Source organism: Armatimonadota bacterium, assembly GCA_035527535.1.
GTDB lineage: Bacteria > Armatimonadota > Hebobacteria.
Genome location: DATLAK010000076.1, coordinates 12,714 through 35,843 on the forward strand (window position 1 = coordinate 12,714; position 23,130 = coordinate 35,843).

Sequence of the window (23,130 nt, forward strand, 5' to 3'; positions counted from 1 at the left end):
AGAATATAGGCGATGTCGGTCGCCACTTCCACCGAGCGCGAGACGCCGCCGCGCATCGCTCCCGAGCATGCACAGCCGGGGGCCCCGATGAATCGGGATTCGGAAACGGCTGTGCCACATGCGCCCGCGCGCCAGACCTCCCGCTGGCGCCGCGATGCAACAGTCTGGGCCATCCCCCTCAGCCTGTTCGCCAGCGTCCTGGCCGTCTACCTGCGCACCCTGCGCCCGACCTTCGGCTGGCTCGACACCAGCGAGCTCATCACCGCCGCCTACCACCTCGGCATCGGCCACAACCCCGGCTATCCCACCTTCATGCTCATCGGCCACCTCTTCTCGTGGCTGCCCATTGGCAGCGTCGCCTATCGCCTCAACCTGATGGCGGCGACCTGCGGAGCGCTGGCGGTGGTGCTGCTCTACTTGGTGTGCCTGCGCGTCACGCGCCCCTCGACTCCGCTGGGGACGGGCAATCGAGTGGCCTCCGTGTTCGCCGCGCTCACCCTCGCCTTCTCATACACGTTCTGGGACCTGACCACCGAGGCCGAAGTCTATACGCTGCACGCCTGCTTCATGCTGGGGGCACTCCTGCTGCTCCTGCGCTGGCGCGACGGCGGTCGCGACCGCGACCTCTACCTGGGGTGGCTGGTGGTGGGGGTGAGCCTGGGCAACCACGCCCTGACCGCGCTCATGATTCCCGCGTTGGCGCTGCTGGTGCTGTTGAGCCGCGGGTGGCGTGAGCTGGGGCCGCGGCGCATTGGGGGCTGCCTGGGGGCGCTGTTGGCGGGGACGATGGTTTACCTGTACGTCCCCCTGCGGGCGCTGGCCAATCCCCCGCCCGAGGTCAACAACCCGCACTCCCTGCATGCGTTCTGGCAGCTCATCAGCGCCCCCGGCTGCCACCGGTTGATGTTCTCGATGGGGGCGGGCGAGGTCGCCCTGCGCGCGCTGGGCTTCATCCGCCACATTGCGCGCGAGCTGGGGCCATTTGGCGTTGGTGCCGCCGTCCTCGGCATCGCGTCGGCCCTGCGCGGCAACGCCAGGCTCGCAGCATCACTCCTGCTTCTTCTCGGTCTGGACGTTTTCTACGCGATCAACTACGACATCTTCGACATCTACACCTACTTCCTGCCCGCCTACCTGGTGCTGGCGATATTGATGGCGGTCGGGTTACAGCGCGTGCTGGCGTGGGGGGAGCGGGGGCTGGCCTGGCTTCAGCAGGGGAGAGAGGCCGGCCTCACGCGACCGCGCCGCATCGCCCTGGTGGCGGCCCTGGTGACCTACCTGCCGGTGTGGGCGTTCAGTGCGAATTTCAGATTGGTGGACGCCAGCCAGGACTACTCCGCCGAGGATTTCGCGCGCAATGCCTTCGCGGTGGCGGCGCCGAACGCCCTCATCATCGGCGACTGGTGGAGCACCGCCCCCCTGGGCTACCTCAAGCACGTCGAGGGCCTGCGGCCGGATGTCACCCTGTCGGTGGCCCTGTCGTCCGCCGATCCGGCCGGCGCGCGCCGCGTGCTGCGTAAGGCCTTCCTGGAGTCGTATCCGGCGGTTTACCTCGCCGAGCACCAAACCTCGTGGAAAGGCGAGTTCAAGCGGCGCTATGCGCACGAGGATATCGGCGACCTCATGCGGGTCTATCCCGACGGCAAGCCGCGGCTGCGCGCCGTCGCCGACGCGACCGCCCCGCGCTTTCGCTTCGGCGACGCGCTGGGGCTGATCGCCACCACCTGTGAGCCGACGCCGGTCGCCCAGGGCGCGATCCTGCGCGTCACCCACCGGTGGAAGAAGCTCACGCCCGCGATCGAGCCGCTGGAAACGCTGACCAGCCTGCAGGGCCCCGATGGCGCCGTGTGGCGCGCCCGCTCCGAACTCGCCAACGGTTTCTACGACGCCCAGACTTGGCGCCCCGGCGAGGTTGCCGAGGAGCGGCATCTCGCTTTCATTCCCGGCGACGCGCCACCGGGGCAATACTCCGTCACCGTGCGGGTACGCTCCCGCGCCGCGAAAAGGGGTCTGGCGCTGTCGGGGACCGGCGCCGATGAATCAACCCTGGAGGTGACCACCGCTGGGGTGCGGATTGTGCCCCGCGGTGCGCGCAAGTGAAGTGTGGGTGCGGACGCGAGTTCTGACTCCTCCCCTTGCAGGGAGAGGGGTTCATCGAGCGCATCCGCGCACCCATTGAGAATGAATCCGCCTCCCCGCACTGGAGGCTATCCCCATCCGACACGCCGCCCACCGCCGTTGGTGAGGTAGGACGCCGCCGTCGCTCGCGCTCTACGCTCGCGCGCCGTGCTGACGCAAGAGCGCCGCGACGCTTCTGTCCCTGGCGAAGTGAAACGGGGTCATGCCGTCATCGTTTTGCGCGTCGGCATCGGCGCCGGCGGCCAGCAGCGCTTTCGCCGTTTCCGCATCACCTTTGGCAGACGCGTAGTGCAGAGCCGTCCAACCGCGGAGCCCACCGGCGTTGACATCCGCTCCCGCCGCGATCAGGAGCTTCACGCTTTCGGCGTCGCGCCGCACGCTGGCCCGCAGCAGCGCCGTCCAGCCGTCTCGGGACCTGGCGCTGACATCGGCGCCAGCCGCCACCAACGCGGACAAGGTTTCACTGGCACTGGCGCCATGACCGGATGCGTCTCTCGCCAAGGGGCCGCACCATGCGCCGGCAAGGGCCAGCGGCGTCGCGCCGTCCTTGTCCTTGGTGTTCACCTTGGCGCCCGCCGCTAGAAGTGCCCTCACTGACGCGGCATTGCCGCACTCGGCGGCGTAGTGCAGGGCGGTGCGACCGCTTCGGTCTGCGGCGTTAGCGTCGGCCCCCGCGGTTAGCAGCAACTCAAGGATCTCACTGCGGGCGCCCACCGCCGCGGCTCGGAGTGCGGCGGATATGCCGCGGCCGTTAGTCGCGTTCGCGTCCGCGCCGTGCGCCAAGAGCAAAGCCACGGTGCGGGGACTGCGCGAAGTAACTGCGCTGAGCAGGAGCCCGGACGGTCCGCCCGCCGTGGACTGCATCCTTGCCCCGTGGGCGAGCAAGAGCGCCAGGCACTGGGGATCCTTCTTGAAGACAGCCCAGTCTAGGGGCGTGCAGCCGAACTTGTCGCGGTGGTTCGCATCAGCCCCGCGCGCCAATAGCAGCTTGACGGCCTCGGGGGACTTGCAGGCGGCATACGCGAGGGGCGACCAGCCTCGCTTATCGGCCGCGTTGATGTCCGCGCCTTTGGCCAGCAGGCGCGCGACGGCGGCCGCGTCCCCACGCGAAGCCGCCCGGTGCAGCGGCGGCATCCGCGCCCCTTCGTCGCGCCCGAGATACCAGAAGGTCGCCAGCAACACCGCGGTCCCGCCCAGCATGAGCAGCATCCACCCACGCTGGCGCCTGCCCTGGGCGCCAGCGGGCGGCGCGCGCAAAGCGGTGCCGTCACCGCATTCCACGCAATCGTGCAGCCCAAGTCGTCGCGGCCGCGCCGCCCACAGGAATTGCAGCACCCCCGCCGCCAGCAGCGCCATTGCCCCGAATACCGCCAGGTCGGCGACGTTGTACGCGAAGTCTCCGGACTTGCCGAACTCGAGGAAGTCCACGCTGTAGCCGAGGCGGACGCGGTCAAGCAGGATCGCCAGCAGACCACCCCCCAGCAATGCGCACCCGCACTCCGTCAGCACCGACACGCGATACCGCCGACGCACCAGCCGCGGGTAGAGCACCGCCAGCGCCGCCACCAGTCCCACCGTTGTCGCCAGCAGAGACGGCGAGGACCCGCCGAATCCCAGCCCCATATTCTTCATGTAGGCGATGCGCAGCCATCCGCCGAAGAACGACGGGGTCGGGTAATGCCACCCATGGCGCATCACCAGCGCCTTCGTCGCCTGGTCGAGCAGGCACACGCCGAGGGCCACCACCAGCCAGCGCCGGGGCGAACCGAAGCGGCAAAGGTACACCGCCAGCACCGCGATCAGCAAGATCGCGCCCACGATGGGTTGGATCAGCCCCGGTCTCATGGATAGCATCAAGGACTCTTCCGCGTAGGGTCACACCCGAGTGGCTAGGCCGCAAGGGCCGCCACGGCGGTCATCAGATGGCTCGGATGACCCAGCCGCGGTCACGCCGGGTCCCGCTACCAGGAAGCGGCGCGCGTCCGTTCGGCGCATGTCTCAATTATTCCGCATCCGCGCCCACTGACGGCAGTGGAGCTACAGGCCGTGGGCGGCAGGATACGCGGCATCCGGTGCCGTAACCACGCATACATTCGCATTCCCGAAGGAGCCGCCATGAGGGAATCATCACCCACCCATCCGCGCGCGCTGGTGGCGCAGCCGTCCCGGCTGCGAAGTGGCTGGCGGGCGGGACGCCCGCCCCACCGCGCGGTGGACGTCATCGCCACGAGGCGCGTTTGGCCCCCGGGCGCAGCGGCCGCAATTCGCAGTTCCGGGACTCGGCTGGATTGCATCAATAGCAGCAGAGAGCGAAGTTGGCGGCCACCGACGCGAGCCTGATAAGAGCGTGCCTCGCCGGCGAGATCGAAGCATTCGGCGAACTCGTTGAGCGCTATCGCAACGCGGTCTACGGGCTGTGCTACGCGCGGGTGGGGGATTTCGAACAGGCGCGTGACCTGGCGCAGGACAGCTTCGTGTCGGCATACCGGGCGTTGGGCCAACTGCGGGAGCCGGAGCGCTTTCCTGCGTGGCTGCGGACGATCGCCGATAACATCTGTAAGGCCGCGCTGCGGCGCCGGCAATCGCCCGAAGAATCATTGGAGGAGAAGGCGCTGCCCGCTGCGGGCGATGTCGCGGAAGAGGTAAGCGTTCGCCTCGCCGTGCAGGCGGCGCTGCGATCCCTGCCTGAGGACAACCGCCTGGTCGTTTCGCTGTTCTATGTGAACGGCTACACCTGCGACGAAATCGGAGAGTTCCTGTCGGTACCCGCCAGCACGGTCAAGGGCCGGTTGCGCGCGGGTAGAGCCAGGCTGCGGCGGCGCCTCGCGCCGCTGGTGCCAGAGCTGTTCCGGGAGAAAGCGCTGCCGCCGGAATTCGGAGGTGAAGTGATGCAACGGATTGGCAAGGTCGAGCTGCGACGGCAGCACTCCGCACCCGTTGTCGTGCTGAGTACTGAGGCGGGACTAGAGCTTCCCATCTGGATTGGCGAGACTGAAGCCACGGCGCTGTGGCTCGAGCTGGGCGAGAAAACGACGCCCCGCCCCATGACCTACGACGTCTTCCTCGAGGCGCTTTCGGCTTTCGGTGTCAGCGTGGAGCGCGTCGAAGTCGCGGAGATCCGCGACACCACGTACATCGCGAGCGTCGCATTGAGGCGGGGCGGCGAGACGAAGACTCTGGACGCACGTCCCAGCGATGCCATCAACATCGCTCTGCGGGCCAAGGCGCCTATCTTCGTCAGCGATTCGCTCGCCAGCATCGTAGACGGACATCCGGCGATGACCGCGGGAATGGCAGAGTTCCAGCCGAAAGAGGCCGGGCCTGTTGTGATATGTACCGGGCATGTCTTGACGCGAGGTTCGTCGTGGGTAGCAGAGGGGTGCGAGCCCATCCTCCGAGTCGTACGCGTCATCCTCGGCGCGGCCGTGCGTGAGCAAGCAGACCTGATTTCCATTCGCCCCGACCGGAAGCGCGCGGACGCGGTGTCGGTTCATTTCCGAATAGGTAGGGAACGTAAGGAGCGCATGAGCATCCCGGTTTATGTGCTTGCGCCCCTGCGCGAATGCCTGGCCGAGATGGCGGGCGTGGAGCTCAGGCCCGGCGCGCGGCGCCAGACTGGCACCATCCACGCCGTCATCGAAGAGCAGGGCCGTGACTTTCGGGTGACCTTCAGCCCCACCGCCATCACCATCAAGCCGATGCCCGCAGCACCGTGAGCACCCCCCCGCTCTCGGGCGGTGGCCAGATAGGAGCGATGTCTGCCGCGCCCCGCGCCAATCGCTCCCCGTCACATTCCTGTGTGTGATGCTTCCGCGCTGACAGGAGGGCGGTGCGGCACGGCTGAACCGATAACGGTAGATACGCTTTGCGGAGGACTGCCATGCGCCGTCAACCCGCTCCCCATCCGTACGACCTGCGCGCGGTGGACGTCATCGCCCGCAAACGCGACGGGCTGCCCCTTGAACCCGAGGAGCTGGACTGGTTCATCAGCGCCTATGTCGCCGGCGCCGTCGCCGAGGAGGAGATGGCGGCCTTCCTGATGGCCGTCTATCTGCGCGGCATGGATGCAGACGAGACCGCCGCGCTGACCATGGCCATGGCCGCCACCGGGAAGCCGGTTGACCTCTCATCCCTCGCCGGGGTCAAGGTGGACAAGCACTCTACCGGCGGGGTGGGCGACAAGACGACGCTGGTGGTCGCGCCCCTGGTGGCGGCGGCGGGGGCGTCGGTAACGAAGATGTCGGGGCGCGCGCTCGGCCATACCGGCGGCACCATTGACAAGCTCGAATCCATCCCTGGCCTGAGCTGCGAGATGACGGCGGCGCGCTTCGTACGCCAGGTGCGGCGCATCGGCCTCGCCGTCGCCGCCCAGTCCGCTGACATGTGCCCGGCCGACCAGCGCATGTATGCCTTGCGCAACCGCATCGGCGCGGTCGCCAGCCAGCCCCTCATCGCCGCCTCCATCATGAGCAAGAAGCTCACCGCCGGCGCCGACGCCATCGTCCTCGATGTCAAGTGCGGCGGCGGCGCATTCACGAAGGACCTGCGCTCGGCGCGGCGGCTGGCGCAGACGATGGTGGAGATTGGCGCGCGCGCGGGGCGACCGACCGCCGCCCTCGTCAGCGACATGAGTCAGCCGCTGGGGTGCGCGGTCGGCGAAGCGCTGGAGGTGGGGGAGGCGCTCGCGGTGCTGCGGGGCGAGGGGCCGCCGGATGTGCGGGAGCTGAGCCTGGCGCTGGGGGGGCGGATGCTGGTGCTGGCGCTGGTCGCGACGGATGAAGCAGACGCGCGGCGGCGGCTGGAGTCCGCCCTCGCCGGCGGCACCGCCGCGGCCAAGCTGCGGGAAATGATCGAGGCGCAGGGCGGAGACCACCGTGTGGTTGACGATCCGGCCTTGCTGCCCCGGGCGGAGCGGAAGGTGACAGTGCGCGCGCCTGCCGGCGGCGTGGTGCGCGCGATTGACGCGCGGGCGGTGGGCGAGATGGCCCAGGAGCTGGTGCGCGACGGCGGGCCGGGCGGGGGAGTGGTGCTGCTGAGGAAGCGGGGTGACCGCGTGCGCAAGGGTGAGGCCTTGGCGACCGCTTGCGGCGGCGACGACGCGACGCTACTGGCGAAGGCGCTCGCGGACGCCTTCGCCATCGGCGTGCGCGCCCCACGGCGTCGGCCGTTGGTGCGAGAGGCAGTCGGCGGGGACTGTCCCTACGTGGACTGTACCCGCCCGGAAGGGGACAGTCCCCATTCGGGGACAGTCCCTGCGATGATGCCGCGATGAAGAAGGCAAGGGCACGGGCCGCAGGGAAGCATACGTGCGCCACAGGGGAGGAACTCGGTGTTTGATCCTGGGAAATACAGCGACCGCATGGCCAACAGCCAGCGGCGGATTGATATCACCTCGCGCTTCGAGGAGCCCGACCGCGTACCCATCCGCATCAGCGCGGGCGGCAGCTACTGGTGCCGGCTGTTCGGCCACGACATAGCGCAATACTACCGGGATGTCGCGCTGCAGATCGAGGTGCAGCTCAAGGGACTGGAATGGGCGTTCGAGGAGCTGCGCGACGATCGCACCGGCTGCGCGTTGTTCACCGATCTCGGGCCTGTTGGCGAGGGCCTGCTGTGGGGGTGCGACCTCGAGCGCCCGGCCGGGACCTCGCCGTGGATCGTGCCCTGCGTGCACACCCTCGAGGACATTGAGCGCCTGCCGATTCCGGACCCCGCCGAGGCCCCAGGCATCCGCTGGGCGTTGGCGCAGCACGCGCGCATGCAGGAGCTCGCCCGTGCGCGCGGCCTCGCCCTCGACGTCAGCGGCGGCGTGGGGATCCACCCGCCCCTGTCGGCGGCCTGCGCCCTGGCGCCCGCGGACCGAGTGTACGAATGGATGTACACCGAGCCCGAGCACATCCGTCTGTTTTTCGACAAGTTGCTCGAGGCCTTCTTCCGGCTGAACGAGTTCAGCAGCCGCCATTTCGGCGTCCGCGAGCAGCGCGCCATCGGCCTCGCCGACGACAACTCGGCGTTCATCTCGGACGAGATGTACCGGCAGATGGTGCTGCCCTACAACCAGGCGATCTACGACCGCTACGGCAAAGACGAACGCCGGCTGCATGCTGACGGGCCCAACGACCATCACTTCGAGACCTATGCGGAGGTGCTGAAGCTGACGCACATGGACATCGGCGGGTTCAGCGACATCGCCGCCGCCAAGCGGGCGCTGGCGGGCAAGGTCGTCATGTCGGGCGGGCTCAACTGCAAGGACCTCTACGGTGATTTCGAAGCGGCGCGGCCTATCATCGAGCGGGCGGTGCGCATCGGCGCCCCGGGCGGGGGGTACATCTTCGCCATCGGCGGCGAGACTTACCCCGGGGTGAGGCCGGATACGCTTGTTCGCGCCGTCGAGCACGTCGAGGAGATCGGGCGCTACCCGATCACGATCTGAAGCGCGAGGAGCTGAAACCATGTGTGAATCGAAGGTCTTCCTGGAACAGGCGGGCGAGCGGCGGCTGGTGCTGGAGGATGTCGCCTCGGTCGTCGGGCAGGGCGACGAGTGGCTACTGACCAGCATCTTCGGGGAGAAGAAAACCGTGCGCGGGGCGTTGGTGGAGATGCGCCTGCTCGACCACGAGATAGTCTTCCGCGCGGACTAGGCGGGCGGGGACTGTGTACCCGCCCGGAAGGGGACAGTCCCCATTCGGGGGCAGTCCCTGCGCTGACGCTTTTCGCGTCAGGCGGTGGGTGTTAGCTGACTTAGGTGACAATCACGCGCGCAAACGCCGTTGACATGCAGGCGGCCATGGGAATAGCATAGGTGGTGCAGGCGCGCGCATCACGTCGGTGCGCAGGAGGTCATGAGAGCCTCTCTACCGCAGTCGCGGTCGGGAGGCTTTCTTGCGGTCCATGGGTGAACTCAGAAAGAACCCGTTGACGCGCGAATGGGCGATCATCGCTGACGACGGCTCGCATGCGGCCGATGCTGACGCCGCGTGCCCCTACTGTCCGGGCAACGAGTCCGCCTCGGGAGCGGAACTGCTTGCGTATCGCAGCCCCCAGACGGAGCCCAATATGCCGGGGTGGTGGGTGCGCGTGGTGTCATGCGACGCCTCCCATTTCCGGCCCGACGGCGACCCCGACCGCCACGACGAAGGGATCTACGACACCATGCGCGCGATCGGCGCCGAAGAGCTGATCGTCGAGACGCCGAACCACGACCAGGCGGCCCTGATTGTGGACGCGCAGCAGGCGGAGGACGCGCTCTGGGCATGCCGCGAGCGCTACGCGCATTGGTGTGCGTCGGAATCCACCAAGTCGGTGATTGTGTCGCGCCACTGTCCCGCGCGCAGCCCGGCCCATCCGCACTGGCGCCTGCTGGCCCTGCCCATCGTCCCCCAGCGCCTGTGGGAGCTGGCCAAAGGCATGGAGCAGTACTACGACTACCGCGGCCGCTGCGGCATCTGCCACATCGCGCTGACCGACACCGAAGATGGCCGGCGCCTGGTGGTCGAGAACCGCCACTTCCTGGCAGTGACGCCCTACGCCGCCACCTATTCCTACGAGATCTGGATCATCCCGCGGCGTCACCATGGAAGCCTGGCGCGCACCCAGCGCCAGGAGATACAGAGCCTGGCGCGGATCATCGGCGACACCATGAAGGCGCTCAACGGCGCCCTGCGCGACCCACGCTGCGTCATGACCCTCATGTGCGCACCGTGCAACATCGAGGGCATGGAGCATTTTCATTGGTTCCTGCGCGTACTATGCAACGTCGGCGCCCCGACGCGCACCGCGCTCGAGTACGGCATCAACGTCAATCCGGTGACCCCGGAAACGGCCGCACGGCAGTTGCGTCGCGCCGCGGCCGTGTTGCTTGCGCCCAGGCTGTAGTGGACGTAGTGCAACCGGCAGCGCCCAGTATCCGGCTACAAGCGGTCCGCGCCCCCGGGGGGCGGGCCGCTGCATCGCCGCCCGCGGTGGGGGAACGTGAGGGACACTGGCGGGAATTGAGGTGCCAGAGCCCGCAGCCATGAAGGAATCGGAAATCCTGCGAATCATGATCGTTGATGCGGACAGTTCCAGCCGAGCTCTGCTGGGTGATATCATGCGATCCGCCGGCTACGAGGTGGCGGAGTTCGGCAGCGCGCACGAGTCGCTGCAAGCGATGAAGCAGGGCGCGTACGACCTGGTCGTCGCTGACGTGCGCCTGCCGGAGATGAACGCCCCCGACTTCCTCGCCGCCCTCGCCGCGTCAGGAGTGGACGTGGCGGCGGTGATGATCACCGAGCCGGAGCTGGCCATCGCCGGTATCGAGTGCCTGCGGGCCGGCGCTGTGGACTGCGTCGCCCGGCCGTTCGACCGCGAGGACCTGCTGCTGCGGATCAGGCGGGCGGTGGAACGACACTGGCTGCTGGAGGAGAACCAAAGATACCGGCAGGAGCTGGAGACGCGGCTGGGCCAGTACGCTCATGACACCCGCCGGCTGTTCCTGGGTGCGGTCGAATCCCTCGCCTCGGCGCTGGAGGCCCGCGATCCCCACACGCGAGGTCACTCAGCCCGGGTGGCGGACCTGGCGGTCGCCATGGCGCTCCCGCTGGGCCTGTCAGATGAGCAGCGCGAGCGACTGCGGGTGGCCGGCCAGTTGCACGACATCGGCAAGATCGGCATCCCCGACGGCGTCCTCAAGAAGACCGGGCCCCTCACCCGCCGGGAGCGCGCGCAGATCCAGATGCATCCGATCATCGCGGTCGGCATCCTGTCCCCCGTGCTCGCCGACGCCGAAACCGTCGCCATCATCCGCCACCACCATGAACGAGTTGACGGCGCCGGCTATCCCGACGGCCTCGCCGGCGCCAAGATGCCCCTGGGAGCGCGCGTGCTCGCCGCCGCCGACGCCTTCGACGCCATGACCAGCGAGCGGCCTTACCGTGCGGCCTACACCCGGGAGCATGCCTTGGACGAGATGCGGCGCTGCGCCGGGCTTCAGCTCGACACCGCCGTCGTCAGCGCCTTCCATGTGCTGCTGCAGCGGCGGGAGAACGGCAAGGACCAGGATCCGCCCCCGGACGCAAGTGCGGGCGGCAAAGGGCCTCCCTCACCCGAGCTGCCCGGCGCCCCGCCCAACCTCGAGATGAGCTGAGGCATAGGCGTCCAGGTCGAGGCCCGCGACGTCGCCGCGACAGTATCGGAAATGCCCTGCGGCGGCGACCATCGCCGCGTTGTCAGTGCACAACTCGGGCGGGGGAAAGCCCACCTCCACCCCGGCCTCGCTCGCGCCTTTGGCCATCAGCGCCCGCAGGCGGCTGTTGTTCGCCACTCCTCCGGCGACCAGCAGGCGCGCGAACCCCAGGCCTTGTGCAGCGGCAAGGCTCTTCTCGACCAGCGGCTCCACCACTGCCTCCTGGTAGCTGGCCGCCAGGTCCGCGATTGACCGGCGCTGCGGCTCCGGCGTCTCCCGCAGATGGCGTGCGAGCGCGCTCTTGACGCCGCTGAAGCTGAAGTCCCAGGTGCCCGGCAGCGGCGCTCGGGGGAACCGCACCGCCCCCGCATCGCCCTCGCGCGCCGCCGCATCAATGGCGGGACCACCCGGGTAGCCCAGGCCGAGCAACCGCGCCCCCTTGTCGAAGGCCTCGCCCGCGGCGTCATCGCGCGTGCGCCCCAGCACCTCGAAGTCGCCGTGCCCCCGCACCGCCACCAGGTCGCTGTGCCCGCCCGACACCACCAGGGCAAGGAAAGGGAAAATAGGGACTGGCTCCTGATTTCTCTGGAAATCGGTGCCTGTCCCCGTTAGGAAATGCGCGTAGATGTGCGCCTCGATGTGGTGCACCGCCACCAGTGGCAGGTCGTGGGCGAAGGCCACCGCCTTGGCGAAGCACACCCCCACCACCAGCGAACCCACCAGGCCCGGAGCATGGGTGACCGCAACCGCCGCCACCTGCGGCCACGTGATCCCGGCCTGCTCGAGGGCCTCCTGCGCGACTGCGCCGATGACTTCGACCTGCTTGCGCGAGGCGATCTCCGGCACCACCCCGCCGAAGCGGCGGTGGAAGCGCTCGGAGGAGGCGACGACGTTGGAGCGGATGTGCCTGCCGCCCTCGACCACCGCCACCCCGGTCTCGTCGCAGCTGGTCTCGATGCCCAGGATCAGTATTGCTTCCGGCCGCGGATGGCCGGGGATGGACCCTGATCCGCGTTCATCGGCGTTCATCTGCGGCCAACTCTTTCTCTGGGTCCCTCATGCGGGCAGCGGCTAGGTCTGAAGACCGCCGTGGCGGCCCGCAGGGCCTGGCCACTTCAGCTCCCAGCGGTGGCCGCGGCCGTCGTCGAAGCCGGCGGCCTTGGCCCGCGCGTACTCCTCGGCGCTCACCTCCACGCGCGCCGGGCGCTCGATCACCAGCTCCCGCCCTGCGAAGCACGGCTCCAGGTCGGGCAGGTCGAAGTGCCGCAGCACGCCGGGCACGACATGGCGGTCGTTGATGTTAGTGTAGTCGTAGAGGCGCGTCTCCACCACCGCGCGCCACGACGGGATCATGTCGCGGCACACCACTCGGCGCACGCGCGGTTCGACGGCGGCCGCGAGATAGGCGTGCAGCGCCCCCAGCCCGCACCCGATCATGCATAACTCCCGCGCCGGTTGCAGCTCTTGCAGAGCGAACCGGCAACCACGCAGCACATCGAACACCCGCGCGCCGACCGAGGACCCGCCCAGGGCGAAGGCGCTGCTGGCCGCGAAGTACTCGTTATCGCGCGATCCATGGCCGTCCACCGCGGTCTTGGGGAAAGAGCGCACACCGCCGACGCCGCGCACGTCAATCAGCACCACCTCGTCCCCCGCCGCCAGCAGCCCCAGCAGGTCGTCGCGATAGCGTCCGCAGTCATCCGACCCCTGGGGTAGCACCGCCAGCCACCGGCGCGAGGTGGGGGCGGAGGCCCGGGGGCGATAGTGCACCGCCACCACGCAGATGCCGGGCTCGGACCAGAACCACCATCCGGTGCCGGGATGCCCCTCCCACTCTCCCTCGATGAATGGCCGCGGCCGGATGAGCGCGTCGAGCGCCGCGGCTTCGATGCCGAGCACCCGCTGCACGAGTTCGACCAGTTCCCCCGCCTCCCCCGCAGGCCGGGCGCGATGGCGCTCCAGGTATTCGCCATTCAGTTGGAAGACGGTCTTCCCAGGGGCCTGCGGCGACCACGCTGCGAGGTCCCGCTCGTCCAGCGCCGGGTCGGCGAGTTCCCCCCGCCAGCGCTCCTCGCCCCCCAGCCAGCGGGTGAAGAACCGTACCGCGGCCTGCCGCAGCTCCGGTGAGTAGCGATGCTCGTGGCGCCCGATGGCCACGTCGAGGCGCTCCTCTGCGCCTAGCGCGCGATAAGCCGCGCGCGCCTGCTCGACCGTCTCCAGCGTCGCCTCGATGGGGAAGAAATCGTGCGCCGCCGCCAGCACCCGGCATGGCCGCGGCGCGAAGCCGGCCAGGAAGTCGGCGTGATTAAAGCCCTCCCCCTGGAGCCCGACATAGATCTGCTCGTGGTCGTGGGTCTGCCCCGTCTCCATGTAGGTCCGCAGATCGTGGACATACCCGCCGGGCGCCGCGGCCGCCAGCCGCTCGTCGGCCAGCATCATCTGCATGGTCTGGGTGCCGCCCCCGCTGAAGCCGGTGATGCCGATGCGATCCGCCTGCACCTCCGGCTGCGCGCACAGGGCGTCCAGCGCCCGCCGGGTATGCCCCACGAAGTAGCGCGCGAGGTAGCCCCCGGTCAACATGCATTGCACCCCGACGTGCATGTGCTCGGAGACACAGCCCTCGGGGATCTCCGGGTACTCCGCCATCCCCCCCTGGCCGGCGGGGTCGAACGCCAGCACCACCAGCCCGTGGCGGGCGAGGTCCATGCACACCGCCTGGTACTCAGGGTCGCGCCATGCGCTCAGGTAATGACCGGCACAGAAGAGGACACCGGGCGCGGGGGTCTCCTGCGCTTCGTGTCGCCATACCGCTGCCGGCGTCCAGCGCCCGGGGAAGGTCTCGATCAACAGCTTGCTGATGGTATATGGCCCATGGCGCAGCTCGCCGAGCGCGCGCATCTCGCCCCCCGGTGGCAGCTCCGGGACCAGGGCGGCGAAGCGCTCGCGCAGCCACCGCTGGTAAGTGACCACCGCCTCGGGCGTCGTCAGAGCCGCGCGGCGGGCGCGTCCTACGCGGTCCGCCTCCTCAGCTTGCCGCAGCAGCCTGTCGGTCCACTGCCGTGCCACGTCCTGCACCCAACCCAGGTATCCGGGGCACACGATCACGTTGCCTTCCCTCCTTGCACCGGGAGACCCCGGCGGGGTGAGTTCGGCGGCGTCCGCTTGGCGCGTCGCCGGGAATCAAAGCGCGGGCGGCGGGGCCGCCGCCGGGCTATGTGTGGTTACCGTCGTCGCGCACTTCGGGGGGCGGCTGGATGAAGCGGCCGATGTCGCGGAACTTGGCATAGCGGCGCGCGAGCAGGTTGTCGGTCGCCATGCCCGTCAACTGATCCAGGACGCGGACGACCGCGTCCTGGATGCGCTCGGCGGTGCCGGCGGCGTCGCGATGGGCGCCGCCCAGGGGTTCGGGGATGATCTCGTCGGCGATGCCGAGGTCGCGGGCGTCCTGCGCGCTCAGGCGCAGCGCCTGGGCGGCTTCCGGCGCGCGCGACGAGTCGCGGCCGAAGGCATCGAGGATGGCGGCGCACCCCTCGGGCGGAATCACCGAGTAGGTCGAATGCTCCAGCATCATCACCCAATCGCCGACGCCGATGCCGATGGCGCCGCCGCTGCCCCCCTCGCCGATGACCACCACCGCGATCGGCGTCCGCAGCACCGACATCTGCGCCAAGTTGCGGGCGATGGATTCGCAGATGCCGCGTTCCTCCGCCTCTAGGCGCGACTCCGCGGCCGGGGTGTCAATGAAGCAGATCACCGGGCGCTTGAACTTCTCGGCGAAGCGCATGATGCGCAGCGCCTTGCGGTAGCCCTCGGGGCGGGCGCTGCCGAAATTGCGGAACTGGCGCTCCTTGACGTCGCGCCCCTTCTGATGCCCGATCACCGCCACCTGCCGCCCGTCGAGCCACGCCAGGCCGGCCACGATCGCGGGGTCGTCGCCGAAGCGCCGGTCGCCGTGCAGCTCGACGAAATCCTCGAACATGAGGCGGATGTAATCGAGGGTGTAGGGGCGGTTGGGATGGCGCGCCATCAGCACCTTGTCCCACGGCGAGAGATTGGCGAAAACCTGCTCCGACACCTGGTCGATACGCTGCTTGAGACGCGCGATGTCGGCCTTGACCTTGGCCGCCTGCGCCGACTTGTCCAGCCCGCGGGTGGTGATGGAGCGCTCCAGCTCCTCCAGCCGGCGCAGGTCCTGCTCCAGCTCTTGCAGCGGCTGCTCGAACGGCAGCCAGCGGCTCGCAAGCTGCATCAGCGGCTCCTCCCGCACCCGCGGAGACGTTCGCGTGTCACCGTGCGCGCACCTCGCATCACAGCATCCACCGCAGCAGCTTGACGATGGTCGGCTGCAGCTCGCGGCGCTGCAGCACCAGGTCGAGCATGCCGTGGCGCAACTGGAACTCGGCGGTGTGGGTGCCCGGCGGCAGCTTGATCTTGAGGCTCTGCTCGATCACCCGCGGCCCGGCGAAGCCCACCAGCGCCCCCGCCTCCGCGAGCATGACGTCGCCCAGGGATGCGTAGCTGGCGAGCACCCCCGCGGTAACCGGATCGGTGAGCACCGAGATGTAGGGCAGCCCCGCCTGCGCCAGGCGCTGGGCGGCGGCGGCGGTCTTCGCCATCTGCATCAGCGACAGCAGCCCCTCGTGCATGCGCGCTCCGCCCGAGCAGCTGAACAGCACCACCGCCAGCCCCGCCGCGCTCCCGTGCTCGAAGGCGCGCGCCACCTTCTCGCCCAGCACCGAGCCCATGCTCCCCATGATGAAGCGGTGGTCGGAGGCGCCGATGACGACCGGTAGGCCCCCCATCGCCGCCTCGCCCCACACGAAGGCGTCGCGCAGGCCCGTCGCCTGCTGCGCCGCCTGCAGGCGTTCATCGTAGCCGGGGAAATCCAGGGGGTTGGCCGGGGCAAGCTCGGCATCGTGCTCGCGAAAGCTGTCGGGGTCGGCCATGAGCGCGATGCGCTCGCGCGCGTCCAGGCGCAGGTGGTGCGCGCAGCTCTTGCATACGAACAGGTCGCGCTCCAGCTCCTTGCGATAGAGCATGGCGGAGCACCCCGGGCACTTCGCCCACAGGCCGTCGGGGACGTCCTGGCGCTGGGCGCGCGGATCGGGTGGGGTGCGCCCTGGCCCCGTTGCTGGTGGAGATCCTTCGAAAGACATAGACCCCTGCCTTGACACCACCCGCCGCCCTGCGCTAGCTTAATACCATCTCAGGCGCGGGAGCACGTCATGACCATCGAGCGGGAACGCGCGGCCATAGACCAGATAGACGAGCAGATCCTGGCGCTGCTCAACCAGCGAGCCCAGCTCGCCCTCAAGATCGGGCGCGCCAAGCGCCGCCGCGCGCGCGCCGAGTTCGATCCGGCGCGCGAGCGCCAGATCTTCGACCGCCTGATCGCGGCCAACCGGGGACCCCTGCCCGAGGAGGGCCTGCTCAGCATCTATCGCGAGATCATCGCCGTCCACCGCGACCTGGAGATGCCGGCGTCGGTGGCCTATTTTGGTCCGGCGGGCACTTTCACCCACATGGCCGCGCTGCGCAAGTTCGGCGCGCGGGCGGCGGCGGTTCCCGTCGAGTCCATCGCCGATGTCTTCACCCAAGTCGAGAAAAGCCTCACCCGCTTCGGCGTCGTGCCGATGGAGAACTCGACCGAAGGCGTGGTCAGCGACACCCTCGATATGTTCGTCGAGTCCTCGCTCGCCATCTGCGCGGAGATTTACCTGGACGTGGATCATTACCTGCTGGCTCGCTGTCCGCCCGAGGAGGTTACGCGAATCTACTCGATGCGTCAAGCCCTGGCGCAGTGCCGGGTCTGGATCAAGACCAACCTTCCGCGCGCCGAGCTGCAAGAGGTCGCCTCCACCGCGCGCGCCGCCCAGCTCGCCGCCGACGAGGCCGGCGCCGCCGCCATCGCCCCCAGCCTCGCCGCCGGTCTCTACGGCCTCGAGATCATCGGCGAGAAGGTCCAGGACTCGCCCCACAACCGCACCCGCTTCCTGGTGGTCGGGCGCCACGGCGAGTCCCGGCCCAGCGGCCGCGACAAGACTTCCCTCATGTTCGCCGTCCACCACCGGGCGGGCGCCCTCTACCACGCGCTGGCGGTGCTCGACAAGTACGACGTCAACATGACCATGATCGAGTCGCGTCCCACCAAGAAGACCCCGTGGGAGTACATCTTCTTCGTGGATGTCCAGGGGCACGCCAGCGAGGCGCCCGTCGCCCGCGCCATCGAGCAGTTGGCCGCGGAAGCTTTCTTCGTGCGCGTGTTGGGGTCCTATCCCGAGGCGGAATAGAGGCGCGCTCGCATGCCGCGCGGCGTCACCGCTCCTCGCGGTGGGGGCGCAGGTCGGGGGCGAAGGGCAGCGGATAGAGGCTCGCCAGGCTGACCTCGCGCCACCCGCCGCGGTGCGCCAGGTAGATCGGCAGGTCGGCGGCAAACTCGCGCAGCACCTGCCGGCAAGCGCCGCAGGGCGGCGTCGGGTCGTCGCTCTCGGCATAGACGGCGAGCGCGCGAAAGCGCCGCTCGCCGCCGGCGACGGCGCAGCCCACCGCTACCCGCTCCGCGCATACCGTCAGCCCCAGCGATGCGTTCTCGACGTTGCACCCGTCGTAGGTGCGGCCGCTCTCCGCCAGCAGCGCGGCGCCCACGCGAAACCCGGAGTAGGGCGCGTAGGCCCGCGCGCTTGCAGCGCGGGCCGCGGCCAACAGTTCCTGTGCTTGCCCCTTCGTCACGTCGGTTTCATCCTCCGCCGGTGCGGGCTATCGCGCGTCGGCGTCTGTTTGCTCCGCCTGCGCCGGCGGCGGGGACACGCGGGCAACGTGGAGCTTGTGGATGCGCAGGGCGTTGACCTCCTGCACCCGGATCCGCAGCCCCGAATGCTCGAGCTCCTCGCCGGCCTGGGGGAGATGCCCCATGCGGTCGAGCACGAAGCCGCCGATGGAGTCGAACTCGCCCTCGGGCAGTTCGACGGCGAAGGCTTCCTCCACGTCATCCACGCTGGCGCGAGCATCAACCACGCCTTCGCCGGCGCCGGTCATGCGGATCTGCTCTTCCTCACGATCATACTCATCCACGATCTCGCCGACGATCTCCTCCAGCAGGTCCTCGACCGTGACCAGGCCGGCGGTGCCGCCGTACTCGTCAATGACGATCGCCATGTGCACGCGGCGCAGCTGCATCTCGCGCAGCAGGTCGGCGAGCTTCTTGTTCTCGGGAACGCAATGGACGGGGCGTGCCACCGCCGCGAGACTGGGCGCGGGGCGCCCCTGCTGGAGTCGGGCGAGCAGGTCCTTGGCGTAAACGATGCCGCTGATGTGGTCGAGGTCGCCGTCGTAAACGGGGATGCGCGAGTGGCCGTGCTGGGCGATGACGAGCACCGCTTCAGCGGGCGACGCCTCCTGCGGCAGACATACCATGTCGGTACGCGGCACCATCACCTCGCGCGCGACCTTGTCCGCGAACTCGATCACGCCGTGGATCAGCTCCGCCTCCTCCTCCTGCACCTCCCCGCCGCGCTCGCCGGCGGTAACGAGCCGCTTGATCTCGTCATCGGAGAAAGCATGCTCCCGCGGGTGCGAGCCGCCGCCGAGCAGCCTGATGAGAACCCGCGCCATCAGGAACTGGGCGATGCGGTTGAGCACTGACGCCGCCGGCCGCAGCACGCGGTGCAGCAGCGCCACCGCCCGCGCCACGCGCAGGGCAACGCGGTCCGCCTGGTGCGCGCTGTAGGACTTGGGGGCGATCTCGCAGCAAGTGATCACCAGCGCCAGCGTGACCACCGAGCTCACCGGCACCCAGCCCACACCCCACAGTTGAATGGTGAGGGCGGTGACCAGCGAGGAGGTGACCAGAATCGAGAAATTGATGGCGATGACGAGGCTGCCCAGGATCTCCTGGCGGCGCTCGACCAGGTCCACCAGGAGCGCCGCGCGGCTATCGCCCTCGGTGGCGAGCTGACGCACGCGCACCTGGTTGACCGATACCAGCGCCGCCTCCGCCAGGGACACGAATCCCAGCAGCAGCAGCGCCAGGGCGATGACGACCATCTGCACTACCCCCCCCACCCGGAGGTCGGCCCACACCGCCGCGGTCAACCATATGAAGCTCAATCCGTCGTCCATGGCCAGTGCCGGTCGGTGCTACTCCTCGTCTGACGCGGAAGGCTCCTCGGGTGCGGGCAAGGACTGCTTGCGGGTAATGCGCACCCTGGTCACCCGGCGTCCGTCGAGACCCTCGACGGTGAGCGCCAGGCCCTCCGTTTGCACCCGCGCGCCGAGCTGGGGAATAGCACCCAGGCGGTCGTAGATGAGCCCGGCGACCGTATCGTAATCACCCTCGGGCAGCAGGATGCCTTCCAGCTGGTTGGCTTCATCAATGCTGAGCTTGCCGTCCACGACCACGGTGGTTTCATCCACCCGCTGTGCGGATGCCTGTTCGACATCGTACTCGTCGTAGATCTCGCCGACGATTTCCTCCAGCAGGTCCTCGACCGTCACCAGGCCGGAGGTGCCGCCGTACTCGTCCACGACGATGGCCAGGCTCTGCTTGCGCTTGCGAAACTCCCCCAGCAGCTCGCTCACTCGCTTGCGCTCGGGGATGAACGCCGGGCGGCGCATCGCGCGCTCCACCGGCTCGTCCATGCGCTGGTCGTGCAGGTAGGGCAGCAGCGACTTGGCGTGCACCACGCCGACAATGTGATCGGGGTCGCCATCGTAAACCGGCAGCCGCGACAGCCGGTGCTCGATAGCGAGCTTCACCGCCTCCTTGACGGTCGCGCCGCGTTCGACCATCACCATATCCGGGCGCGGCACCATGATCTCGCGCGCGACCTTGTCGCCGAACTCGAAGATGGAGTGGATCATCTCCTTCTCTTCGGGCTCGATGCCCCCGCGCTCCGCCTCCATCTCGACGATGGTGCGCAGCTCCTCCTCGGTCACCACTTGATCCGGGCGTTGGGTGGCGCCGCCCGCCAGCCGCACCAGGCTGTGGGCGACCGCGGTGATGAGCTTGACCGGCAGCCACAGCACCCACACCAGCACCCACACCGGGCCCGCCGCCATCCGCGCGACCCGCGCCGGATTGGCGGCGGCATAGCTGATGGGCGTGACTTCGGAGAAGATGAGGACGATCACCGTCAGCGCGGCGATCGCCGCCACCGGCCCCCAACGCATCCCCAGCCGCTCCGGGTGCATCGCCCAACTGGTGGCGATGGCCTCGGCCGCGTAGTTGAGTCCGGTAATGGTGACGAGCACCGCGGTCAGCATCATGGTTGGGCGCTCCAGCAGCCCCACCACCAGGCGCCCGCTCCACGAGCCCTCCGCCGCCAGCCGGCGCAGCCGGTACTTGCCTGCGGACAGCAAGCCGATCTCCGACGCGGAGAAGAATCCCGACAGCCCGAGGAGCACCACCAATGTGGCCAGCACTCGCCAGTCGTACGCAGTCATGCACACCGGGCCCGGCGGGCCCGCTCGCCTCCCTCCCACAACCGGGCTGGGGTCACGGCCGCCCGCTCAACGCTGGGCCCCCAGCACCTGGAATATGAAGACGGTGACCGCGACCGCCCCCACCGCTCCCACGATGACCTCGCGCAAGGTATGGATCCCCGCCTCAACCCGGCTCTGGCACACCAGCAGCGTGAGGGTGACGGCGGCGCCGACGGCCACGACGTGGGGGCACACGTAGTAAACCGCGGTCGCCAGAAAGGCCGCCAGCGCGGCGTGGGCGCTGACCACGCCGCCGCGCATCAGCGTCCCCTTGCCGCCTCTGATCTTGGTCACGGCCACCAGGATCATGATCAGCACCGCGCCCGCAAGCAGCACGTGCAGGATGTTGGCGGGCCGGTGATGCAGCACCGCGCCGGCGGTGAGTTGGCGCACGCTCCGCCGGTCGAGGAAGATGAGCGCTCCGACCGTGGCCGCGGTCAGGGTAGCCAGCAGCATGGCGGCCCCGGCGACGTCCTTCGCGATCTTGGCGAGAGGGTGATAGCTGTCGGTGACGAGGTCTACCGTGACCTCGATCGCGGTGTTGAAGAGCTCCGCCAACAGCACCATGGCGATCACCAGGATGAGCGCGATGACCTCGATCTTCGTCACCCGCAGCAGCACACTCAGGGCCAGCACCGCCATGGTGGCGACCAGGTGATAGCGCATGTGGCGGTGGGTGCCGATGACGTGCACCAGCCCGTCGAGCGCGAAACGAAAGCTGTCGAACAGTGATCGCGACTTCATTCCCGGAATGCCAACCATCGCCAGCGGGCCGCCGCCGACCGCGGGCCCTCATTGCGGTGGCGTCTCGGTATCCCTGTGGCTCACGGCTCCCCGCGTCCTTGCGCTGCCCGTCTTGCCGGGTCGCCCGACGGCCCCCGGGGCGCAGCCGACCGCCAGATGTCGCGCCCGCGCCCCAGCATGCGGCGTCGCTCATCATCGGTATCATCGCGCCACCCCGCGAGATGGAGCACCCCGTGGATCGCGAGCAGCGCCATCTCGCGGTCGCAGGTAATGTGCCGGGCGCGGGCTTGGCGCTGCGCCGCCGGCGCCGAGATCACGATGTCGCCGAGCAGGTGCGGTCCGGGCTCGTCCGGGCACTGCTGCTGCGGAAACGCCAGCACATCAGTGGTGGCGTCCAGCCGGCGATAGTCGCGATTGAGTTGGCGCATCTCCTGGTCGTCGGTGACGAGTACGCTCACCTCGACCGCGGACGGCAACCCCTCGGCGACGAGCGCCGCCCGCGCCGCCCGCCGCAGCAGGTCCCTATTGACGCCGCGGACGCGGCGAATCTTGATGAGGATGGCCACTTGTGCGGCGCGCTCCCGCCTCCGCCAGTTGGGGATATTCCACGCGCGTATGGAAGATGATGCCCTTGAGCAGGCGCAGGAACGCGTCGGTGATCGCGCTCAGATCGCGCAGGGTCAGCGGGCATTCGTCGAGCTGGCCGTCCTCCAGGCGTTCGCGCGCGATCTGGCGCACCACCGTCTCCACCCGCGCCGGGGTCTTGTCGGGCAGGCTCCACACCGCGGCGAAGGTGGCGTCAGCCAGCATCACCAGCGCCGCCTCCCTGGTGGCGGGCTTGGGGCCGGGGTAGCGGAAGCTGTCCTCCGGCAGCCGCTGACCATGGGAATCGGAGCACGCCTGGTGGTAGAAGAAGCTGACCAGCGTGGTGCCGTGGTGCTGGGCCATGATGTCGCGCACCACCCGCGGCAGCCGGTACTGGCGAGCGAGCTCGACCCCGTCCTTGACGTGCGAGGTTATGACCAGGCTGGACAGGGAGGGGGACAGCTGCTCGTGGACATTGCCGATGCCCAGCAGCGCCTGGTTCTCGGTGAACAGATAGGGGCGGCGCAGCTTGCCCAAATCGTGGTAGTAGGAGCCGACGCGGGCCAGCAGGCCGTCGGCGCCGATCGCCTCGGCTCCCGCCTCGGCCAGGTTGGCGACCAGGAAGCTGTCCACGTAGCTTCCGGGCGCCTCGTTGAGCATGCGCCGGCGCAAGGGCTCGTTGGGATTGGACAGCTCGAGCAGACGCATGTAGGTGGCGATGTCGAATGGTCGCTGGAGCAGGAAGATCCCGCCCACCGCGAGCGCCGGCGCGCCCAAGCCATAAAACAGGCCGTGCCACGCCTGGCTGACTACCTGTTCGCCGCCCGTGGTCTCGCTGACCAGCAGCACCAACGCCAGGTTGACCGTCCCCAGCAGCGCGCTCGCCCCGACCAACCGTGAGGGCGGCCAGATGTGACGCACCAGCAGCACCCCCGTCAGGCTGCTGCCGAAGGTGAGCACGGTGAGCGCCAACTGCCCCTGCGCCATCACCCCTACCAGCAGGCTCGCCACCACCGCCA

At 69.1% G+C, this 23,130-nt stretch carries 19 protein-coding genes; 8 read left to right on the forward strand and 11 right to left on the reverse strand.

Translation table 11 applies throughout. The annotated features are described in order from the left end of the window. Nucleotides 1-12 precede the first annotated feature (12 nt). Nucleotides 13-2,100, forward strand: a complete 2,088-nt coding sequence (locus tag VM221_05185; protein HUT74217.1) for a DUF2723 domain-containing protein — start codon at nucleotides 13-15, stop codon at nucleotides 2,098-2,100. Between the two features lie 171 nt (nucleotides 2,101-2,271). On the opposite strand, the gene VM221_05190 is transcribed toward VM221_05185, so the two are convergent. Then, nucleotides 2,272-3,993 carry an ankyrin repeat domain-containing protein gene (locus tag VM221_05190; GenBank protein ID HUT74218.1) on the reverse strand — a complete coding sequence of 574 codons (1,722 nt, stop codon included), beginning with the start codon at nucleotides 3,991-3,993 and terminating at the stop codon, nucleotides 2,272-2,274. A gap of 461 nt (nucleotides 3,994-4,454) precedes the next feature. Here VM221_05190 and VM221_05195 point away from each other — a divergent pair, with 461 nt between their 5' ends. From VM221_05195 to VM221_05220, 6 genes are all read left to right on the forward strand, one after another. After that, entirely contained in the window at nucleotides 4,455-5,855 is a 1,401-nt protein-coding gene (locus VM221_05195) for a bifunctional nuclease domain-containing protein (GenBank protein ID HUT74219.1), read from the forward strand. Nucleotides 5,856-6,019: 164 nt separating this feature from the next. Continuing rightward, complete coding sequence (locus VM221_05200; GenBank protein ID HUT74220.1) at nucleotides 6,020-7,411, forward strand: thymidine phosphorylase; 1,392 nt, start codon at nucleotides 6,020-6,022, stop codon at nucleotides 7,409-7,411. Between the two features lie 57 nt (nucleotides 7,412-7,468). After that, nucleotides 7,469-8,572 carry a uroporphyrinogen decarboxylase family protein gene (locus VM221_05205; protein ID HUT74221.1) on the forward strand — a complete coding sequence of 368 codons (1,104 nt, stop codon included), beginning with the start codon at nucleotides 7,469-7,471 and terminating at the stop codon, nucleotides 8,570-8,572. A gap of 19 nt (nucleotides 8,573-8,591) precedes the next feature. Then, nucleotides 8,592-8,780 carry a CooT family nickel-binding protein gene (locus tag VM221_05210; protein ID HUT74222.1) on the forward strand — a complete coding sequence of 63 codons (189 nt, stop codon included), beginning with the start codon at nucleotides 8,592-8,594 and terminating at the stop codon, nucleotides 8,778-8,780. A gap of 250 nt (nucleotides 8,781-9,030) precedes the next feature. Continuing rightward, nucleotides 9,031-10,014, forward strand: coding sequence for a hypothetical protein (locus VM221_05215; GenBank protein HUT74223.1), 984 nt, complete (start codon nucleotides 9,031-9,033; stop codon nucleotides 10,012-10,014). A gap of 139 nt (nucleotides 10,015-10,153) precedes the next feature. Further along, nucleotides 10,154-11,263 (forward strand): HD domain-containing phosphohydrolase, encoded by a 1,110-nt coding sequence (locus tag VM221_05220; GenBank protein ID HUT74224.1) that lies wholly within the window; start codon nucleotides 10,154-10,156, stop codon nucleotides 11,261-11,263. Here VM221_05220 and tsaD read toward each other — a convergent pair. The 4 genes from tsaD to accD form a co-directional block, all read right to left on the reverse strand. Then, complete coding sequence (tsaD, locus tag VM221_05225) at nucleotides 11,219-12,331, reverse strand: tRNA (adenosine(37)-N6)-threonylcarbamoyltransferase complex transferase subunit TsaD (protein HUT74225.1); 1,113 nt, start codon at nucleotides 12,329-12,331, stop codon at nucleotides 11,219-11,221. The two genes, VM221_05220 and tsaD, sit on opposite strands and share 45 nt — an antisense overlap. A gap of 42 nt (nucleotides 12,332-12,373) precedes the next feature. Next, nucleotides 12,374-14,407 (reverse strand): acetylxylan esterase, encoded by a 2,034-nt coding sequence (locus VM221_05230; GenBank protein ID HUT74226.1) that lies wholly within the window; start codon nucleotides 14,405-14,407, stop codon nucleotides 12,374-12,376. A 106-nt stretch (nucleotides 14,408-14,513) separates the two neighbouring features. Continuing rightward, entirely contained in the window at nucleotides 14,514-15,551 is a 1,038-nt protein-coding gene (locus VM221_05235) for an acetyl-CoA carboxylase carboxyltransferase subunit alpha (GenBank protein ID HUT74227.1), read from the reverse strand. Between the two features lie 58 nt (nucleotides 15,552-15,609). Next, nucleotides 15,610-16,458 (reverse strand): acetyl-CoA carboxylase, carboxyltransferase subunit beta, encoded by an 849-nt coding sequence (accD, locus tag VM221_05240; protein ID HUT74228.1) that lies wholly within the window; start codon nucleotides 16,456-16,458, stop codon nucleotides 15,610-15,612. A 69-nt stretch (nucleotides 16,459-16,527) separates the two neighbouring features. On the opposite strand from accD, the gene pheA reads away from it, so the two are divergent. Then, the gene (gene pheA / locus VM221_05245) at nucleotides 16,528-17,592 is read left to right on the forward strand and encodes a prephenate dehydratase (protein ID HUT74229.1); all 1,065 of its coding nucleotides are present in this window, start codon (nucleotides 16,528-16,530) and stop codon (nucleotides 17,590-17,592) included. Between the two features lie 25 nt (nucleotides 17,593-17,617). Here the strand turns inward: pheA and VM221_05250 are convergent, their stop codons facing one another. From VM221_05250 to VM221_05275, 6 genes are all read right to left on the reverse strand, one after another. Next, entirely contained in the window at nucleotides 17,618-18,031 is a 414-nt protein-coding gene (locus VM221_05250) for a cytidine deaminase (GenBank protein HUT74230.1), read from the reverse strand. 27 nt (nucleotides 18,032-18,058) lie between these two features. Next, nucleotides 18,059-19,420 (reverse strand): hemolysin family protein, encoded by a 1,362-nt coding sequence (locus tag VM221_05255; protein HUT74231.1) that lies wholly within the window; start codon nucleotides 19,418-19,420, stop codon nucleotides 18,059-18,061. A gap of 18 nt (nucleotides 19,421-19,438) precedes the next feature. Beyond that, complete coding sequence (locus VM221_05260; protein ID HUT74232.1) at nucleotides 19,439-20,743, reverse strand: hemolysin family protein; 1,305 nt, start codon at nucleotides 20,741-20,743, stop codon at nucleotides 19,439-19,441. Nucleotides 20,744-20,809: 66 nt separating this feature from the next. Further along, nucleotides 20,810-21,526 carry a diacylglycerol kinase gene (locus VM221_05265; GenBank protein HUT74233.1) on the reverse strand — a complete coding sequence of 239 codons (717 nt, stop codon included), beginning with the start codon at nucleotides 21,524-21,526 and terminating at the stop codon, nucleotides 20,810-20,812. An 80-nt stretch (nucleotides 21,527-21,606) separates the two neighbouring features. Continuing rightward, complete coding sequence (gene ybeY / locus VM221_05270; GenBank protein ID HUT74234.1) at nucleotides 21,607-22,092, reverse strand: rRNA maturation RNase YbeY; 486 nt, start codon at nucleotides 22,090-22,092, stop codon at nucleotides 21,607-21,609. Next, a partial coding sequence (locus VM221_05275) for an HDIG domain-containing protein (GenBank protein HUT74235.1) occupies nucleotides 22,049-23,130 on the reverse strand: 1,082 nt, incomplete at its 5' end. The genes VM221_05275 and ybeY, both read right to left, overlap by 44 nt.

Coding starts and splice junctions, on each gene's coding strand:
- VM221_05185 (HUT74217.1), top strand. CDS start 13: ATGTCGGTCGCCACTTCCACCGAGCGCGAGACGCCGCCGCGCATCGCT.
- VM221_05190 (HUT74218.1), bottom strand. CDS start 3,993: ATGCTATCCATGAGACCGGGGCTGATCCAACCCATCGTGGGCGCGATC.
- VM221_05200 (HUT74220.1), top strand. CDS start 6,020: ATGCGCCGTCAACCCGCTCCCCATCCGTACGACCTGCGCGCGGTGGAC.
- VM221_05210 (HUT74222.1), top strand. CDS start 8,592: ATGTGTGAATCGAAGGTCTTCCTGGAACAGGCGGGCGAGCGGCGGCTG.
- VM221_05215 (HUT74223.1), top strand. CDS start 9,031: ATGGGTGAACTCAGAAAGAACCCGTTGACGCGCGAATGGGCGATCATC.
- VM221_05220 (HUT74224.1), top strand. CDS start 10,154: ATGAAGGAATCGGAAATCCTGCGAATCATGATCGTTGATGCGGACAGT.
- tsaD (HUT74225.1), bottom strand. CDS start 12,331: ATGAACGCCGATGAACGCGGATCAGGGTCCATCCCCGGCCATCCGCGG.
- VM221_05235 (HUT74227.1), bottom strand. CDS start 15,551: ATGCAGCTTGCGAGCCGCTGGCTGCCGTTCGAGCAGCCGCTGCAAGAG.
- accD (HUT74228.1), bottom strand. CDS start 16,458: ATGTCTTTCGAAGGATCTCCACCAGCAACGGGGCCAGGGCGCACCCCA.
- pheA (HUT74229.1), top strand. CDS start 16,528: ATGACCATCGAGCGGGAACGCGCGGCCATAGACCAGATAGACGAGCAG.
- VM221_05255 (HUT74231.1), bottom strand. CDS start 19,420: ATGGACGACGGATTGAGCTTCATATGGTTGACCGCGGCGGTGTGGGCC.
- VM221_05260 (HUT74232.1), bottom strand. CDS start 20,743: ATGACTGCGTACGACTGGCGAGTGCTGGCCACATTGGTGGTGCTCCTC.
- VM221_05265 (HUT74233.1), bottom strand. CDS start 21,526: ATGAAGTCGCGATCACTGTTCGACAGCTTTCGTTTCGCGCTCGACGGG.